Raw genomic sequence first — 16,421 nt, 5'->3', positions numbered from 1 at the left:
CGGCACGACCACCCCCTCCGGCAGGCCCCCCCCCCCCCCCCGGGCCCCCCCCCCCCCCCCCCCCGCCCCGGGGCCCCGCCCCCCCCCCCCCCCCCCCCCCCCCCCCGGGCCCGCCGCGCGCCCCCCCCCCCGGGGGCGGGCGCACGGCCCTGGAGTCGCGCAGAAGGCGTCAGGCGCCGATCGCGTGCAGGCCGCCGTCGACGTGGACGATCTCGCCCGTCGTCTTCGGGAACCAGTCGGAGAGCAGCGCGACGATGCCGCGGCCGGCCGGCTCCGGGTCGGTGAGGTCCCACTCCAGCGGGGAGCGGCTGTCCCAGACGGAGGCCAGCTCGCCGAAGCCCGGGATGGACTTGGCGGCCATCGAGCCGAGCGGGCCCGCCGAGACCAGGTTGCAGCGGATGTTCTGCTTGCCCAGGTCACGGGCGATGTAGCGGCTGGTGGCCTCCAGGGCGGCCTTGGCCGGGCCCATCCAGTCGTACTGCGGCCAGGCGAACTTCGCGTCGAAGGTGAGGCCGACGACGGAGCCGCCCTCGCTCATCAGCGGCAGCAGCGCCATCGTCAGGGACTTCAGGGAGAAGGCCGAGACGTGCATGGCGGTGGCGACGGACTCGAACGGCGTGTTGAGGAAGTTGCCGCCGAGCGCGTCCTGCGGGGCGAAGCCGATCGAGTGCACGACGCCGTCGAGGCGGTCGCCGAGGTGCTCGCGGACCTGGCCCTCCAGGCGCGCGAGGTGCTCGTCGTTGGAGACGTCGAGCTCCAGGACCTTGACGCCCTCGGGCCGGGGGAGCTTCTTGGCGATGCGCTCGGTCAGCGTCGGCCGGGGCCAGGCGGTGAGGATGATCTCCGCGCCCTGCTCCTGGGCCAGCTTCGCGGCGTGGAAGGCGATGGAGGACTCCATCAGCACACCGGTGATGAGGATGCGCTTGCCCTCGAGGATTCCACTCATGGTGATCAGTGACCCATGCCCAATCCGCCGTCAACCGGGATGACGGCTCCAGTGATGTACGCGGCGTCGTCGGAGGCGAGGAACCGCACCGCGGCGGCGATCTCCCCGGGCTGCGCGTAGCGGCCCAGCGGCACCTGGGACACGATGCCCGCGCGCTGCTCGTCGGTGAGCACCGCGGTCATGTCGGTGTCGACGAAGCCGGGCGCGACGACGTTGAAGGTGATGTTGCGGGAACCCAGCTCGCGGGCGAGGGAGCGGGCGAAGCCGACCAGACCGGCCTTGGAGGCGGCGTAGTTGGCCTGGCCCGCGGAGCCGAGCAGGCCGACGACCGACGAGATCAGGACGACACGGCCCTTCTTGGCCCGCAGCATCCCGCGGTTGGCCCGCTTGACGACCCGGAAGGTGCCGGTGAGGTTGGTGTCGACGACGGAGGTGAAGTCCTCCTCGGACATGCGCATGAGGAGCTGGTCCTTCGTCACGCCGGCGTTGGCCACGAGGACCTCCACCGGACCGTGCTTCTCCTCGATCTCCTTGTACGCCTGCTCCACCTGCTCGCCGTCGGTGATGTCGCACTTCACGGCCAGGCAGCCCAGCTCGGCCAGCTCGGCCGGCGGCTCGCCGGAGCGGTACGTGAACGCGACCTTGTCGCCGGCCTCGGCGAACGCGCGGGCGATGGCGAGGCCGATGCCCCGGTTTCCTCCGGTGACGAGAACCGAGCGGCTCAACGGATCACCCTTTCGATAGCGGTCTGGTAGCCGAAAACCTATCTGCATCGCTCCCGACATGAGGAATCGACCTCCGACAGTGGCGTACGGGCCGCACTGTCGGGTCCCTACAGCCCGGCGGTGCCGGGAGGTGGCCGCCCGGCGGCCCGCGACCGGGCCCGGTAGGGGCGGTCCGGGGCCGGGAAGCACGCCCCGGCGGGCGTCCGGAGCGACCGCCGGAGACCGGCGCGTCTTGTGCCGTTGCCCCAATGCCCGGCGGGCGGTGGCCGGTTGGGGCGGTTCCGCCGAGGGCGCACGCCAATGCGCAGCCCCGGCCGCCCCTCCCGTGATTGACTTCCGGGGCAGTTCCCCGACCGTCTCCCGAGACCGTCTTCCGAGCCTTCCGATCACCGAGAGCGAGGCCGCTCGTGGTCCATCAGATCGACCCTTCGTTCGTCGCGCTGCCCCTCCGGGCGCTCGCCGACGCGGCGCTCGCCCGAGCGCGCGCGCTGGGCGCCGAGCACGCCGACTTCCGCCTGGAGCGGGTGCGCAGCGCCGCGTGGCGGCTGCGCGACGCCAAACCGTCCGGATCCTCGGACACCACGGACCTCGGCTACGCGGTGCGGGTGGTGCACGGCGGGGCCTGGGGGTTCGCCTCCGGGGTGGACCTGACCATGGACGGGGCGGCCAAGGTCGCCTCGCAGGCGGTCGCCATGGCCAAGCTGTCGGCGAAGGTCATCGCGGCGGCCGGCTCCGAGGAGCGCGTGGAGCTGGCGGCGGAGCCGGTGCACGAGGACAAGGTGTGGATCTCCTCGTACGAGATCGACCCCTTCTCCGTGCCCTCCGAGGAGAAGAGCGCCCTGCTCGCCGACTGGAGCGCGCGGCTGCTGCGGGCGGACGGCGTGGCGCACGTGGACGCCTCGCTGCTCACCGTCCACGAGAACAAGTTCTACGCGGACACGGCCGGCACCGTGACCACCCAGCAGCGGGTGCGGCTGCACCCGCAGCTCACGGCGGTGGCCGTGGACGGGACGACCGGCGAGTTCGACTCGATGCGGACGATCGCGCCGCCGGTCGGGCGCGGCTGGGAGTACCTGACCGGCACGGGCTGGGACTGGGACAAGGAGCTGGACGAGATCCCGGCGCTGCTCGCCGAGAAGATGCGGGCGCCGAGCGTCGAGGCGGGGCGGTACGACCTGGTCGTGGACCCGTCGAACCTGTGGCTGACCATCCACGAGTCGATCGGGCACGCCACCGAGCTGGACCGGGCCCTGGGCTACGAGGCGGCGTACGCGGGCACCTCCTTCGCCACCTTCGACCAGCTGAACAAGCTGACGTACGGCTCCTCGGTCATGAACGTGACGGGCGACCGGACCGCCGAGCACGGGCTCGCGACCGTCGGCTACGACGACGAGGGCGTCGAGGCGCAGTCCTGGGACCTGGTGAAGGACGGCACGCTGGTCGGCTACCAGCTGGACCGGCGGATCGCGAAGCTCACCGGCCTCGGCCGGTCGAACGGCTGTGCCTTCGCGGACTCCCCCGCGCACGTGCCGGTGCAGCGGATGGCGAACGTCTCGCTCCGGCCGGACCCGGGCGGCCTGTCGACGGAGGACCTGATCGGGGGCGTGGAGCGGGGCGTCTACGTGGTCGGCGATCGGTCCTGGTCGATCGACATGCAGCGGTACAACTTCCAGTTCACCGGGCAGCGCTTCTTCCGCATCGAGAACGGGCGGCTCGCCGGGCAGCTGCGGGACGTCGCGTACCAGGCGACGACCACGGACTTCTGGGGCTCGATGGAGCAGGTCGGCGGCCCGCAGACGTACGTCCTCGGCGGCGCCTTCAACTGCGGCAAGGCCCAGCCGGGCCAGGTCGCCGCGGTCTCCCACGGCTGCCCCTCCGCCCTCTTCCGGGGCGTCAACATTCTGAACACGACGCAGGAGGCCGGACGATGAGCCGCGTCAGCAAGCCGTACGAGATCGTCGAGCGGGCCCTGGAGCTGTCCCGGGCCGACGGGTGCGTGGTCATCGCGGACGAGGAGTCCTCGGCCAATCTGCGCTGGGCCGGGAACGCGCTCACGACGAACGGCGTGACCCGGGGCCGCACGCTCACGGTGATCGCGACCGTCGACGGCGCCCAGGGCACCGCCTCCGGCGTCGTCTCCCGGTCCGCCGTGACCGTGGACGACCTGGAGCCCCTGGTGCGGGCCGCCGAGGCCGCCGCCCGGTCCGCCGGGCCCGCCGAGGACGCGCAGCCGCTGGTGGAGGGCGTGCCCGCCTCCCCCGACTTCACGGACGCCCCGGCGGAGACCTCCTCCGCCGTCTTCGGGGACTTCGCGCCCGCCCTCGGCGAGGCCTTCGCCCGGGCCCGGGCCGGCGGCCGCGAGCTGTACGGTTTCGCCAACCACGAGCTGACCTCCACCTACCTGGGCACGTCGACGGGGCTGCGGCTCCGGCACGACCAGCCCAACGGGACCCTGGAGCTGAACGCCAAGTCCCCCGACCGTTCGCGCTCCGCCTGGGCCGGGCGCGCGACGCGGGACTTCAAGGACGTCGACCCGGCGGCGCTCGACGCCGACCTGGCGGTCCGGCTGGGCTGGGCGGAGCGGCGGATCGAGCTGCCCGCCGGGCGGTACGAGACGCTGCTGCCGCCGACCGCCGTGGCCGACCTGCTGATCTACCAGCAGTGGAACGCCGCGGCCCGGGACGCGGTGGAGGGCCGTACGGTCTTCTCCAAGCCCGGCGGCGGCACCCGGCTCGGCGAGACGCTCTCGCGGCTGCCGCTGACGCTGCGCAGCGACCCGAACGAGCCGGGCCTGGAGTCCGCGCCGTTCGTGATCGCGCACTCCTCCGGCGACGACTCGTCCGTCTTCGACAACGGCCTGCCGGTGGGGCCGATCGACTGGGTGCGGGAGGGAAGGCTGGAGCGGCTGGTCACCACCCGGCACTCGGCGGGGCTTACTCGGTTGCCCGTGGCCCCCGGAGCGGGGAACCTGATCCTGGACGGCGGCGGGGAGCGTTCCCTGGAGGAGATGGTGTCCTCCACCGAGCGCGGTCTGCTGCTGACCTGCCTCTGGTACATCCGCGAGGTCGACCCGGCGACGCTGCTGCTCACCGGGCTGACCCGGGACGGCGTCTACCTCGTCGAGAACGGCGAGGTGGTCGGCGAGGTGAACAACTTCCGGTTCAACGAGTCGCCGGTGGACCTGCTGTCGCGGGCCTCGGAGGCGGGCCGTACGGAGAAGACGCTGCCGCGCGAGTGGAGCGACTGGTTCACCCGGGCCGCGATGCCCGCCCTGCGGGTGCCGGACTTCAACATGAGCTCGGTCAGCAAGGGGGTCTGACCCACCTAGACTGAGCCACGGCATCACCCCGATCAATCAAGGAGACGGACGATCGTGACGGACATCGTCGACGAGCTGAAGTGGCGCGGGCTCTTCGCCCAGTCCACCGATGAGGACGCACTGCGCAAGGCTCTCGCGGACGGTCCCGTCACGTTCTATTGCGGCTTCGACCCGACCGCGGCCAGTCTCCACGTCGGTCACCTGGTCCAGGTCCTCACCGTGCGCCGGCTCCAGCGGGCCGGGCACCGGCCGCTGGCGCTCGTCGGCGGGGCCACCGGGCAGATCGGCGACCCGCGGCCGACGGCCGAGCGCACCCTGAACGACCCCGAGACGGTCGCGAACTGGGTGAACCGGCTGCGTTCGCAGATCGAGCCGTTCCTCTCCTTCGAGGGGGAGAACGCGGCGGTCATGGTGAACAACCTGGACTGGACCGCCGGCCTCTCGGCGATCGAGTTCCTGCGGGACATCGGCAAGCACTTCCGGGTCAACAAGATGCTGACCAAGGACTCCGTGGCCCGGCGCCTGGAGTCCGAGCAGGGCATCAGCTACACCGAGTTCAGCTACCAGCTCCTCCAGGGCATGGACTTCCTGGAGCTGTACCGCCGCCACGGCTGCACGCTCCAGCAGGGCGGCTCGGACCAGTGGGGCAACCTGGTGGCCGGGCTCGACCTGATCCACCGCCTGGAGCCGGGGGCCGAGGTCCACGCGCTCGCGACCCCGCTGATGGTCAAGGCGGACGGCACCAAGTTCGGCAAGACCGAGAGCGGGGCCGTCTGGCTGGACCCGGAGATGACCACGCCGTACGCGTTCTACCAGTTCTGGCTGAACGTGGACGACCGGGACATCTCCACCTACCTGCGGATCCTCTCCTTCAGGTCCCGCGAGGAGCTGGAGGAGCTCGAGGCGCAGACCGCCGAGCGGCCGCAGGCCCGGGCGGCCCAGCGGGCGCTGGCGGAGGAGCTGACCACGCTGGTGCACGGCGCCGAGCAGTGCGCGGCCGTCATCGGCGCCTCCAAGGCGCTGTTCGGCCAGGGCGACCTGGCCGAGCTGGACGGCGCGACGCTGGCCGCGGCCCTGTCCGAGCTGCCGCACGCGCGCGTGTCGGAGCTCGGCCAGGTCGTGGACCTGTTCGCCGAGGTCGGTCTGGTGGCGAGCAAGTCGGCGGCGCGGCGCACGGTGAAGGAGGGCGGGGCGTACGTGAACAACGTGAAGGTCACCGCCGAGGACGCCGAGGTGTCGGCGGACGACCTGCTGCACGGGCGCTGGCTGGTGCTGCGGCGCGGCAAGAAGAACCTGGCGGCGATCGAGTTCGCCGGCGCCTGACGGGTCCGCCCGTACGACACGACCGGGAGGCCCGGTACGGCACGTGAGGTGCCGTACCGGGCCTCCCGGTCTGCGTCCCGCCGTCAGGCGCGCTGTCTGTTGCCCTTGATCGAGGCCCAGACCATGTCGCCCACGCCGACGACGACGATCGCGCCGATCAGCTGGAGCAGATGGCGGATCCAGTCGATGCCCTTGGTGTCGTTGACGCCGATCCAGGTCGCGACCGCGTTGCCGAGGACGCTGCCGAGCATGCCGAACACCACGGTCAGCCAGAGCGGGATCTGCTGCTTGCCCGGCAGGATCGCCTTCGCGATCAGACCGAGGACGAGTCCCACGATAATCGCCCACAACCAACTCATCGTCGCCTCCTTGTACGCATGTGGGCCCAGTCTCGGCTTTCCTCACATGCGTCGCATGTCGGACAGAGCCATACGTGCCCCGGTCTCGTACGCGCCGGGGGGCGGGCGTACGGTGGAAGGAAGTCCGGACCGGGGTGCGTCCGGCGCGACCGGCGGGTGGTGAGCGGCGATGCCGAAGCGTGGCGGAACCGAGGTCTTCCGGATCACGGGGGCCCGACAGGGGCTCGCCGACGACGTCCGGGGGCGGCAGCGGAGGTACGTCATCTCGATGACGGTCCGGACACTCTCCGTGATCGCCGCCGCGGTGCTGTGGAACGTCGAGCGGCACGTGGCGATCGTGGCGCTCGCCCTGGGCATCCTGCTGCCGTACGTCGCCGTGGTGATCGCCAACGCGGGACGCGAGTCGGCCCCGTCCCTTCCCTCCACGTTCGTGCCGACTCCGGCGCGGCCCGCGCTCGGTGCGGGAGAGACGGCGGACGAGGCCGGGACGGACCCGGAGGCGGACCGCCCGCACGGCCGGAACTGATCACCGAGAGTGGCCGGAAACCTCAAGAAAAGCTCAGATCAATCATGAAGTTCCAGTGCACCGCAGCCCATGTGCCGTGACATACTGCCTACGCGCTCCGCATCCCCCGTCGGAGCGACGGACCGGTGCCGGGCAGCTCCCCCCGTGGCTGCTCGGCATCGCCCTTGCTGGACAATGACCGGATGATCATTGGTCCGGTGAGCGAAGAGAAGCCGATCTGTTCCGCGAAGGGGTGCCGCGCCGACGCCGTCTGGGTCCTCGCGTGGAACAACCCCAAGCTGCACACGCCGGAGCGGCGCAAGACCTGGCTCGCGTGCGAGGAGCACCGCGAGCACCTCTCCCAGTTCCTGGGCGTACGGGGTTTCCTCAAGGACGTCGTGCCGCTGGCCGACTGGGAGTCCGAGGCGCCCGGGGACGCCTCCTAGGGCCGTCCGGCGGATCACGGCCGGAGGCCCCGGGGCTCAGCCGCCGATCGCCGACATCGGGCGGTCGGGCTGGAGGAAGCTCGGGTCGTCGAGGCCGGAGCCGGCCTTCTTGCCCCACATCGCCTTCTTCCAGAGCTCCGCGACCTCGGCGTCCCCCGCGTCCGAGCGGAGCGCGGCCCGCAGGTCGGTCTCCTCGGTGGCGAAGAGGCAGGTGCGGACCTGTCCGTCGGCGGTGAGCCGGGTGCGGTCGCAGGCCCGGCAGAACGGGCGGGTGACGGAGGCGATGACGCCGACCGTGTGCGGTCCGCCGTCGACGACCCAGCGCTCGGCGGGGGCGGAGCCGCGCTCGTCGGCGCCTTCGGGAGTGAGGGTGAAGCGGGTGCGCAGGGACTCCAGGATGTCCCCCGCGGTGATCATGCCGTCGCGCTTCCAGCCGTGCTGGGCGTCGAGCGGCATCTGCTCGATGAAGCGGAGCTCGTACCCCTCCTCGATCGCCCAGGCGAGCAGGTCGGGGGCCTCGTCGTCGTTGAGTCCGGGCATCAGGACGGCGTTGACCTTGACCGGGACCAGGCCGGCGTCGCGGGCGGCGGCCATGCCGTCGAGGACGTCCCGGTGCCGGTCGCGGCGGGTGAGGGTCTTGAAGACGTCGGGGCGCAGGGTGTCGAGGGAGACGTTGACCCGGTCGAGGCCCGCGGCCTTCAGCGCGGTCGCGGTGCGCTTGAGTCCGATGCCGTTGGTGGTGAGGGACATCCGGGGGCGGGGCTCCAGGGCCGCGCAGCGCTCGACGATCCCGACGAGGCCGGGACGGAGCAGGGGCTCGCCGCCAGTGAAGCGGACCTCGGTGACGCCGAGGTCGGTGACGGCGATGCGGATGAGCCGGACGATCTCGTCGTCCGTGAGGAGGTCCGGCTTGGCGAGCCACTGGAGGCCCTCTTCCGGCATGCAGTAGGTGCAGCGCAGGTTGCACCGGTCCGTGAGCGAGACGCGCAGGTCGGTGGCGACCCGGCCGAAGGTGTCGATGAGCACGGTGGGCCCCCTCCCCGTCTGTGGATCGGTTCGTTTCGATCGCCTTGTTCCGAGCCTACGTGAGCGGTGCGACATCGAGCAGGGCAGATTGTCACGAGGACCGGCGCGGCCGCGTCGTAGAACCCTACGACGCGGCCGTCCGTGCGTGGCGGAACGTATGCGGTTCAGTGCGCTCCGACACCGGTGAGGGACTTGACCTCCAGTTCCGCGTACTTGCCCTTGTCCGCCTCCTCCTTGGAGAGGACCGAGCCGAGCCAGCCGAGCAGGAAGCCGAGCGGGATGGAGACGAGTCCGGGGTTCTCCAGCGGGAACCAGTAGAAGTCGACGTTCTTGAACATCGAGGTGGGCTTGCCGGAGACGACCGGCGAGAACAGCACCAGGACGACGGCGGAGACCAGGCCGCCGTAGATCGACCACAGGGCGCCCTGCGTGGTGAACCGCTTCCAGAAGAGCGAGTACAGGATCGTCGGCAGGTTGGCGGAAGCGGCGACCGCGAAGGCGAGCGCGACCAGGCCGGCGACGTTGAGGTCGCGGGCGAGGGCGCCGAGCGCGATGGAGACGATCCCGATGAGGACGGTCGCCCAGCGGGCGGCCCGCACCTCCTCCTTCTCGGTGGCCTTTCCGCGCCGGATGACGTTGGCGTAGATGTCGTGCGCGAAGGACGACGAGGAGGCCAGGGTCAGGCCGGCGACGACGGCGAGGATGGTCGCGAAGGCGACGGCGGAGATGACGGCGAGGAGGATCGCGCCGCCGGTGGACCCGGCTCCGCCGCCGATCTCCAGGGCCGCGAGCGGGGCGGCGGTGTTGCCCGCCTTGTTGGAGGCGATGATGTCGCTGTTCTTGAGCAGGGCGGCGGCGCCGAAGCCGAGGACGATCGTCATCAGGTAGAAGGCGCCGATGATGCCGATGGCCCAGTTGACCGACTTCCGGGCGGCCTTGGCGGTCGGGACCGTGTAGAAGCGGATCAGGATGTGGGGCAGGCCGGCCGTGCCGAGGACGAGCGCGATGCCGAGCGAGAGGAAGTCCAGCTTCGAGGTGGCGGTGGCGCCGTACTTGAGGCCGGGCTCCAGGAAGGCCTGGCCCTTGCCGCTGTTGGTGGCGGCCGCGCCGAGCAGCTCGGACAGGTTGAAGTCGAACTTCCACAGGATGAGGAAGGTGATCAGGAGGGTGCCCGCGATGAGCAGGACGGCCTTGACCATCTGCACCCAGGTGGTGCCCTTCATGCCGCCGATGGTCACGTACACGATCATCAGTATCCCGACGAGGGCGACGATCGCGACCTTGCCGCCGTCGCTGGTGATGCCGAGGAGCAGCGAGACGAGGACGCCCGCGCCGGCCATCTGCGCGAGCAGGTAGAAGATCGAGACGACGATGGTGGAGGTGCCGGCGGCGGTGCGGACCGGGCGCTGGCGCATCCGGTAGGCGAGGACGTCGCCCATGGTGAAGCGGCCGGAGTTGCGCAGCGGTTCGGCGACCAGGAGCAGGGCGACGAGCCAGGCGACGAGGAAGCCGATCGAGTAGAGGAAGCCGTCGTAGCCGAAGAGGGCGATGGCGCCGGCGATGCCGAGGAAGGACGCGGCGGACATGTAGTCGCCGGAGATCGCCAGGCCGTTCTGGAAGCCGGTGAACTGGCGCCCGCCGGCGTAGAAGTCGGCGGCGCTGCGGGTCTGCCGGCCGGCCCACACGGTGATGACGAGGGTGGCGATCACAAAGGCGCCGAACAGGGCGATGATCAGGGGCCGGTGCTCGCTGGTGGCGTTGCCCGCCGCGAGCAGGACGGGGGTGCTCATGCGTCGCCCTCCATACGGGACTTGATGGCCTCGGCCTTCGGGTCGAGCCGGTTCGCCGCGTGCCGCGAGTAGAGCCAGGCGATGAGGAAGGTGGTGAGGAACTGGCCGAGGCCCAGGACCAGCGCCACGTTGATGTTGCCGAAGACCTTGGTCCCCATGAAGCCGCCCGCGTAGTTGGAGAGCAGCACGTACAGCAGGTACCAGGCGATGAAGGCGAGGGTGAGCGGGAAGGCGAACGAGCGGTAGGTGCGGCGCAGTTCGCCGAACTCCTCGCCCTGCTGCACCTCGACGAACTGCTCCGTGGTGGGTGACGCGGGACCCCGATCGGTCTCCGTGTCGTCTCGGGCTGGCGGCGGTGCTTCGGTAGCCACGGAATCTCCTCGTGACGCGGGGGCGGACGGCTGGGTCAAAGGGGGCCTCACCGGGGGTGCGGGAGCCGGGGCTCCGGGTGGAGCCCTCCCCTGCACAACGGCACGGAGGAGGAAGCGACGCGGTTCACCCCGAGGAATTTCTCGGGCAGATCTTCATGAAGTCTTCTCAACTCATTGATGGGACAGGAAGATCAGCGATAGCTTCACTCGTCATGCACCTGCCCGCGCGCAAACCCGCGCGCGAGCAGTACATACGGATGATGTGGAGAACCCATGGCTCATCTGGGATCGAGGCGCGGCCGAGCTCTCGCCCTGCCGGTCGGCCTCGCGCTCACGGCCTCGCTCGGCTTCCTTCCCTCCGGCGCCTCGGCCGCGGAGCTGAGTGACGCCCCGGTCGCCGCCGTGGCGTCGGACGGGCCGCAGCTGTCGTACGTCGTGAACGTCGACGGGGGCCACTCGACCGCCAAGTCGGTGAAGAAGGCGATATCCGCCGCCGGCGGTACGGTCGTCGTCGCGTACGACCAGATAGGCGTGATAGTCGTCCACTCGCAGAACCCGGACTTCGCGAAGAAGATCCGCAAGGCGCGCGGCGTGGTGTCGGCCGGCGCGACCCGGACCGCCCCGCTCTCCGTGCAGGGCGACAAGTCCGTCGGCGGCGGCACGCAGGCGCTGTCCGAGGCCGAGGCCAAGGCCGCCGCGGCCCGCGCCACGGACGAGCAGGACGCCCTGGAGCCCCTGCAGTGGGACCTCCCGGCGATCAAGGCCGACAAGGCGCACCAGCGGACGCTCGGCAGCAAGCGCGTGACCGTCGGCGTCATCGACACGGGCGTGGACGACACCCACCCGGACCTGGCGCCGAACTTCGACGCCAAGGCCTCCGCGAACTGCGTCTCCGGCAAGCCGGACACGACCCCCGGTTCGTGGCGTCCGAACCCGGGCGAGAGCGACCACGGCACGCACGTCGCCGGTACGATCGCCGCCGCCAAGAACGGCATCGGCATCACCGGTGTCGCCCCGGGCGTGAAGGTCTCCGGCATCAAGGTGTCCACCCCGGACGGCTTCTTCTACACGGAGGCCGTGGTCTGCGGCTTCGTGTGGGCGGCCGAGCACGGCGTCGACATCACGAACAACAGCTACTACACCGACCCGTGGATGTTCGCGTGCAAGAACGACGCGGACCAGAAGGCCCTGATCGAGGCCGTCACCCGCGCCACCCGCTACGCGGAGCGCAAGGGCACGGTCAACGTGGCGGCGGCCGGCAACTCCAAGTTCGACCTGGCGGCCGACTCGATCGTCGACGACAGCAGCCCGAACGACTCCACGCCGGGCGGCCGGACCATCGACCCGAAGGTGTGCCTGGACTACCCGGCGATGCTCCCGGGTGTCGTCACGGTCTCCGCGACCGGCGCCAAGGGCCTGAAGGCGTCGTACTCCAACTACGGCCTCGGCGTGATCGACATCGCGGCGCCCGGCGGCGACCGCACCGCGTACCAGACGCCGGACGCCCCGGCGGTGAACGGCCTGATCCTGTCGACCACGGTCAACGGCGGCTACAACTACAAGGGCGGCACGTCGATGGCCTCGCCGCACGCGGCGGGCGTCCTGGCGCTCATCAAGTCGAAGCACCCGACCGCGAGCCCGGCGGCGCTCAAGGCCCTGCTGTACGCGCAGGCCGACAGGCACGCCTGCACCAACCCGTACGACATCGACGCCGACGGCAAGGTCGACGCCGTCTGCGAGGGCGGGAAGAACAAGAACGGCTTCTACGGGGCCGGGATCATCGACGCGCTCGACGCGGTCCGCTGGTAACCACCGGTGGAGGTCGGGGCCCCGGTGCGGTACGCCGCGCCGGGGCCCCCTCGCGTGGGGCCGGGCGCCCCGGCGCGGATCATGGACTCCATGGACAACACGGTGCGCACGGGTACGGAGCTGTTGTGGTCGGCCCTCGGCGGTGATCCCGCCCTGATCGGCCGGGCGGTGTTCACGGGGCCCTCGGGGCTGCTGCCGGCCCGGCTGCCGGTGATGGACCTGGCGCGGGCGACGGTCGCGGTGGCGGGGCTCGCGGCGGTGGAGCGGGCGGGGCTCCCGGGGCCGGTGCGGGTGGACGACGGGGCCGTGGCCACCGCCTTCACCAGCGAGCGGCACCTGCGGGTCGACGGGCGGGCGCCGGTGAACTTCGCGCCGCTCTCCCGCTTCTGGCGGGCGGCGGACGGGCGGGTCCGCACCCACGCCAACTACCCGCACCACCGGGCGGCGCTGCTCGCCGCCCTCGGCGTGCCCTCCGAATGGCCGGAGGACGCGGCGGCGGAGGCCGTGGCGGCGGCGATCGGAGAGCGGACGGCCGCCGAGGTCGAGACGGCGGTGTACGGGGCCGGAGGCCTGGCCGTCGCCCTGCGGACGCCCGGGGAGTGGGCGGCGCACCCGCAGGGCCGGGAGGTGACGGCGCGGCCGCCGCTGAACCTGGAGCGGCTCGACGAGGCCCCGCCCCGGCGGCGTTCGGGGCCCCTGCGGGTCCTGGACCTGACCCGGGTGCTCGCGGGCCCGGTGGCGACCCGGACCCTCGCGCTGCTCGGCGCGGACGTGCTGCGGATCGACCCGCCGGGCAACCCGGAGCTGCCCGACCAGCACGCGGACACGAACGTCGGGAAGCGGACGGCCGCCCTCGACCTGGACCGGCCCTCGGACCGGCGCGCCTTCGACGAACTCCTCGACGCGGCGGACGTGCTGGTGACCGGCTACCGGCCGGGCGCGCTCGACCGCTTCGACCTGCACCGGCCGGGGCTCGTCACGGCCCGGATCTCGGCCTGGGGCGACTACGGGCCGTGGGGCGGGCGGCGCGGCTTCGACTCGCTGGTGCAGGCGGCGACCGGGATCGCCGTCGTGGAGGGCTCGGCGGAGGAGCCGGGCGCGCTGCCCGCGCAGGCCCTGGACCACGGCACCGGCTATCTGCTCGCGGCGGCGGTCCTGCGGTCGCTGACCGAGCAGGACCGGGACGGCGGCACCCGGCTTGTCCGCGTCGCCCTCGCGCAGACGGGCCACTGGCTGACGCACGCCCTGCCCGCGTACCGGTCCGAGCGGTACCTCACCGAGTCGGACGGCCCGCTCGGACGCCTGCGGCACGCCCTGTCGCCGGTCGCGTACGAGGGCGGCCCGACGGGCTGGTCACGGCCGCCGGGCCTGCCGGGGGCGGACGGGGCGGTGTGGCTCCAGGACCTGTAGGGCCTGCCCGGCCATGATCCGCCGTACGGGCCCCGGGGCCCGTACGGAGGCCCGCTCGCCCCTGATCCACCAGGCGGGGCCTAGGGCGTGTCCGGCGGATCATGGCCGGGGCCGCGGCGCCCGGCACGGCACCTCGCCGTGTTGCCGAAACGCCCCGACAGCTCCGCTGTCGAGCCGCTCCGGCGCCTTGCGATGCACCGCACCAGACGCCGCGGCCTACCCGACCCTGATCCGCCGGACACGCCCTAGACCCCCGCCGCCCCCAGCAACGACCCCGCCCCGTACGTCACCGCCATCGCCAGGGCCCCGCCCGCCACGTTGCGGAGGACCGCGCGGGCCGGCGGGGCGGCGCCGAGGCGGGCGCTGGACCAGCCGGTGAGGGCGAGGGCCGCGAGGACCGAGAGGACGGTGACCCAGAGGCGGGCCGGGGGCGGCGGCAGGACGATCGCGAGGAGCGGGAGCAGGGCCCCGGCGGTGAAGGCGAGGAAGCTGGCGCCGGCCGCGTGCCAGGGGTTGGTGAGGGCGTCCGGGTCGATGCCCAGCTCCACGCGCGCGTGGGCGCGCAGGGCGTCGCGGGCGGTGAGCTGTTCGGCGGCCTCCCGGGCGACGTCCGGGGAGAGGCCGCGGGCGGCCAGGAGGGCGGTGAGTTCGTCGAGCTCGGCCGCCGGCCGCTCGCGCAGTTCGCGCTTCTCCTCGGCGAGCGCGGCCTTCTCCGAGTCGCGCTGGGTGGAGACCGAGACGTACTCCCCCGCCGCCATCGACATCGAGCCGGCGAGGAGCCCGGAGAGGCCGGCCGTGAGCAGCGCGGACCTGGACCCGGTGGCCCCGGCGACGCCGACGACGAGGCCCGCCGTGGAGACCACGCCGTCGTTGGCGCCGAGGACCGCGGCCCGGAGCCAGTTGAGGCGGGAGCCGAGGCCGCCGCCGTGGGCCTCGTCGTGCGCGGCGGGCGCGGAGGACGCGGGAGGCGCGGGGGGTTCGGTCACGTGAGGAGGGTCGCACCCGGCGGGGCGCCGCCTCCGGAACGACCCGCCCGGGGCCGGGCGGGACCGGTCCGTCCGGAGCACCGAGGAGGGGATTGTCGGCCGCGGCCCGTATCCTCAATGACCATGCTCGACGACCGCACGACCGCAGCAGCGTGGCCGACCGCCTACCCGCAGGGGTACGCGGTCGTCGACGTGGAGACCACCGGCCTCGCCCGCGACGACCGGATCGTGTCCGCCGCCGTCTACCGGCTGGACGCCCAGGGGAACGTCGAGGACCACTGGTACACGCTCGTCAACCCCGAGCGCGACCCCGGACCGGTGTGGATCCACGGGCTGACCAGCGACGCCCTGGAGGGCGCGCCGCTCTTCCCGGAGATCGCGGCCGAGTTCGCGGCCCGGCTCGACGGGCGGGTGCTCGTCGCGCACAACGCGATCTTCGACTGGCAGATGATCGCCCGGGAGTACGCGCGCGCCGAGTCCGCCGCGCCCGTGCGGCAGCGCCTGTGCACGATCGCGCTCGCCAAGCAGCTGTCGCTGCCGCTGCCCAACCACAAGCTGGAGTCGCTCGCCGCGCACTTCGGCGTCGAGCAGCGGCAGGCGCACAACGCGCTGGACGACGCGCGGGTGCTCGCCGAGGCGTTCCGGCCCAGCCTGCACGCGGCGGCCGAGCAGGGCGTGCGGCTGCCGCTCCTGGAGTGCCGGCCGCTGACCGAGTGGGCCGCCTCCCCGGCCGCGCCCGCGGCCTCCTCGCCGTACCCCGCTTACCGGGCGAACAGCTGGCGCCCCTCGCGGAAGCGGCCGGCCTGCCCGTACCCCAATCCCGGCCGGTACGAGACCGACAAGCCGCTCAAGCAGGGGATGCGGGTGGCGTTCTCCGGGGACACCTCCGTCGACCGCGAGCTCCTGGAGGACCGGACCGTCGAGGCCGGTCTCCACGTCGCCGGCAGCGTCTCGCGGCTGACGAGCCTGCTGGTCACCAACGACCCGGACTCCGCCACCTCCAAGACCCTCAAGGCCCGGTCCTTCGGCACGCCCGTCGTCGACGAGGCCGCCTACACCCAGCTCCTGCGGGACGTGGCCCCGGCAGACGGGTGACGTCCCCGGGCCCTCCGGGCGCGCCGGTCGGCGCGCGCCCGCGGGGAGCCCCACCCTGTGGCGCATGGCACGTTGTGAGGTCTGCGGAAACGATTACGGCATGTCCTTCGAGGTGCACGCGCAGGGCGCGGTGCACGTCTTCGACTGCTTCGCCTGCGCCATCCACCGCATGGCGCCCATCTGCGAGCACTGCCGGGTCCAGATCATCGGCCAGGGCGTCGAGGTGGAGGGCAGCTGGTACTGCGGCGGCCACTGCGCCCGCGCGGAGGGGAAGGTGGGCATCGTCGACAAGGTGTGAGCACACGACCTGA

General features: G+C 72.4%; 16 protein-coding genes. 9 read left to right on the top strand and 7 right to left on the bottom strand.

Annotated elements, in window-relative coordinates; all coding sequences use genetic code 11:
- Positions 1–169: 169 nt before the first annotated feature.
- Both fabI and fabG read right to left on the bottom strand, forming a co-directional pair.
- A complete protein-coding gene (gene fabI / locus ACWGSR_RS12005) occupies positions 170–946 on the bottom strand; it encodes an enoyl-ACP reductase FabI (RefSeq protein WP_376238044.1) in 777 nt (258 codons plus the stop codon).
- 5 nt (positions 947–951) lie between these two features.
- The gene (gene fabG / locus ACWGSR_RS12000) at positions 952–1,671 is read right to left on the bottom strand and encodes a 3-oxoacyl-[acyl-carrier-protein] reductase (protein ID WP_366376873.1); all 720 of its coding nucleotides are present in this window, start codon (positions 1,669–1,671) and stop codon (positions 952–954) included.
- Positions 1,672–2,078: 407 nt separating this feature from the next.
- Here fabG and ACWGSR_RS11995 point away from each other — a divergent pair, with 407 nt between their 5' ends.
- From ACWGSR_RS11995 to tyrS, 3 genes are read left to right on the top strand one after another with little or no spacing between them, the layout of a single operon-like run.
- On the top strand, positions 2,079–3,602 hold the full coding sequence (locus ACWGSR_RS11995) for a TldD/PmbA family protein (protein WP_453565745.1): 1,524 nt from the start codon (positions 2,079–2,081) through the stop codon (positions 3,600–3,602).
- Positions 3,599–4,990 carry a metallopeptidase TldD-related protein gene (locus ACWGSR_RS11990; protein WP_453565742.1) on the top strand — a complete coding sequence of 464 codons (1,392 nt, stop codon included), beginning with the start codon at positions 3,599–3,601 and terminating at the stop codon, positions 4,988–4,990. Before ACWGSR_RS11995 ends, ACWGSR_RS11990 begins: the two co-directional genes overlap by 4 nt.
- A gap of 54 nt (positions 4,991–5,044) precedes the next feature.
- Complete coding sequence (tyrS, locus tag ACWGSR_RS11985; RefSeq protein ID WP_376328355.1) at positions 5,045–6,313, top strand: tyrosine--tRNA ligase; 1,269 nt, start codon at positions 5,045–5,047, stop codon at positions 6,311–6,313.
- 83 nt (positions 6,314–6,396) lie between these two features.
- Here the strand turns inward: tyrS and ACWGSR_RS11980 are convergent, their stop codons facing one another.
- Entirely contained in the window at positions 6,397–6,672 is a 276-nt protein-coding gene (locus ACWGSR_RS11980) for a GlsB/YeaQ/YmgE family stress response membrane protein (RefSeq protein WP_376246184.1), read from the bottom strand.
- A 169-nt stretch (positions 6,673–6,841) separates the two neighbouring features.
- Here ACWGSR_RS11980 and ACWGSR_RS11975 point away from each other — a divergent pair, with 169 nt between their 5' ends.
- A complete protein-coding gene (locus ACWGSR_RS11975; RefSeq protein ID WP_376246187.1) occupies positions 6,842–7,198 on the top strand; it encodes a DUF3099 domain-containing protein in 357 nt (118 codons plus the stop codon).
- Positions 7,199–7,380: 182 nt separating this feature from the next.
- Complete coding sequence (locus tag ACWGSR_RS11970; RefSeq protein WP_376246190.1) at positions 7,381–7,623, top strand: hypothetical protein; 243 nt, start codon at positions 7,381–7,383, stop codon at positions 7,621–7,623.
- A gap of 36 nt (positions 7,624–7,659) precedes the next feature.
- Here the strand turns inward: ACWGSR_RS11970 and moaA are convergent, their stop codons facing one another.
- The 3 genes from moaA to ACWGSR_RS11955 form a co-directional block, all read right to left on the bottom strand.
- Positions 7,660–8,649, bottom strand: coding sequence for a GTP 3',8-cyclase MoaA (gene moaA / locus ACWGSR_RS11965; RefSeq protein WP_376246193.1), 990 nt, complete (start codon positions 8,647–8,649; stop codon positions 7,660–7,662).
- A gap of 164 nt (positions 8,650–8,813) precedes the next feature.
- Complete coding sequence (locus ACWGSR_RS11960; RefSeq protein ID WP_376246196.1) at positions 8,814–10,439, bottom strand: solute symporter family protein; 1,626 nt, start codon at positions 10,437–10,439, stop codon at positions 8,814–8,816.
- Positions 10,436–10,810, bottom strand: a complete 375-nt coding sequence (locus ACWGSR_RS11955) for a DUF485 domain-containing protein (RefSeq protein WP_376246199.1) — start codon at positions 10,808–10,810, stop codon at positions 10,436–10,438. Before ACWGSR_RS11955 ends, ACWGSR_RS11960 begins: the two co-directional genes overlap by 4 nt.
- 273 nt (positions 10,811–11,083) lie before the next feature.
- Between ACWGSR_RS11955 and ACWGSR_RS11950 the strand changes: the two genes are divergently transcribed.
- Both ACWGSR_RS11950 and ACWGSR_RS11945 read left to right on the top strand, forming a co-directional pair.
- Positions 11,084–12,619, top strand: a complete 1,536-nt coding sequence (locus tag ACWGSR_RS11950; RefSeq protein WP_376246202.1) for a S8 family peptidase — start codon at positions 11,084–11,086, stop codon at positions 12,617–12,619.
- Between the two features lie 90 nt (positions 12,620–12,709).
- Complete coding sequence (locus ACWGSR_RS11945; RefSeq protein WP_453565735.1) at positions 12,710–14,029, top strand: CoA transferase; 1,320 nt, start codon at positions 12,710–12,712, stop codon at positions 14,027–14,029.
- Between the two features lie 245 nt (positions 14,030–14,274).
- On the opposite strand, the gene ACWGSR_RS11940 is transcribed toward ACWGSR_RS11945, so the two are convergent.
- On the bottom strand, positions 14,275–15,015 hold the full coding sequence (locus tag ACWGSR_RS11940; RefSeq protein WP_453565732.1) for a VIT1/CCC1 transporter family protein: 741 nt from the start codon (positions 15,013–15,015) through the stop codon (positions 14,275–14,277).
- 117 nt (positions 15,016–15,132) lie between these two features.
- On the opposite strand from ACWGSR_RS11940, the gene ACWGSR_RS11935 reads away from it, so the two are divergent.
- Positions 15,133–16,110: a DEDDh family exonuclease gene (locus tag ACWGSR_RS11935; protein ID WP_453565729.1), complete on the top strand. Its 978-nt coding sequence runs from the start codon at positions 15,133–15,135 to the stop codon at positions 16,108–16,110.
- Positions 16,111–16,174: 64 nt separating this feature from the next.
- A complete protein-coding gene (locus ACWGSR_RS11930; RefSeq protein WP_078489738.1) occupies positions 16,175–16,408 on the top strand; it encodes a hypothetical protein in 234 nt (77 codons plus the stop codon).
- Positions 16,409–16,421: the final 13 nt, after the last annotated feature.

It is taken from the genome of Streptomyces sp. NPDC055632, from assembly GCF_053618675.1.
Note: the sequence above shows the minus strand (reverse complement) of the source record. Positions and strands in the feature narration are given on the sequence as shown.

What these genes read in the sequence shown, in the direction of transcription:
- fabI (WP_376238044.1), bottom strand. Translation starts at nt 946, where the DNA reads ATGAGTGGAATCCTCGAGGGCAAGCGCATCCTCATCACCGGTGTGCTG.
- ACWGSR_RS11990 (WP_453565742.1), top strand. Translation starts at nt 3,599, where the DNA reads ATGAGCCGCGTCAGCAAGCCGTACGAGATCGTCGAGCGGGCCCTGGAG.
- ACWGSR_RS11980 (WP_376246184.1), bottom strand. Translation starts at nt 6,672, where the DNA reads ATGAGTTGGTTGTGGGCGATTATCGTGGGACTCGTCCTCGGTCTGATC.
- ACWGSR_RS11975 (WP_376246187.1), top strand. Translation starts at nt 6,842, where the DNA reads ATGCCGAAGCGTGGCGGAACCGAGGTCTTCCGGATCACGGGGGCCCGA.
- ACWGSR_RS11970 (WP_376246190.1), top strand. Translation starts at nt 7,381, where the DNA reads ATGATCATTGGTCCGGTGAGCGAAGAGAAGCCGATCTGTTCCGCGAAG.
- ACWGSR_RS11960 (WP_376246196.1), bottom strand. Translation starts at nt 10,439, where the DNA reads ATGAGCACCCCCGTCCTGCTCGCGGCGGGCAACGCCACCAGCGAGCAC.
- ACWGSR_RS11950 (WP_376246202.1), top strand. Translation starts at nt 11,084, where the DNA reads ATGGCTCATCTGGGATCGAGGCGCGGCCGAGCTCTCGCCCTGCCGGTC.
- ACWGSR_RS11945 (WP_453565735.1), top strand. Translation starts at nt 12,710, where the DNA reads ATGGACAACACGGTGCGCACGGGTACGGAGCTGTTGTGGTCGGCCCTC.
- ACWGSR_RS11935 (WP_453565729.1), top strand. Translation starts at nt 15,133, where the DNA reads ATGACCATGCTCGACGACCGCACGACCGCAGCAGCGTGGCCGACCGCC.
- ACWGSR_RS11930 (WP_078489738.1), top strand. Translation starts at nt 16,175, where the DNA reads ATGGCACGTTGTGAGGTCTGCGGAAACGATTACGGCATGTCCTTCGAG.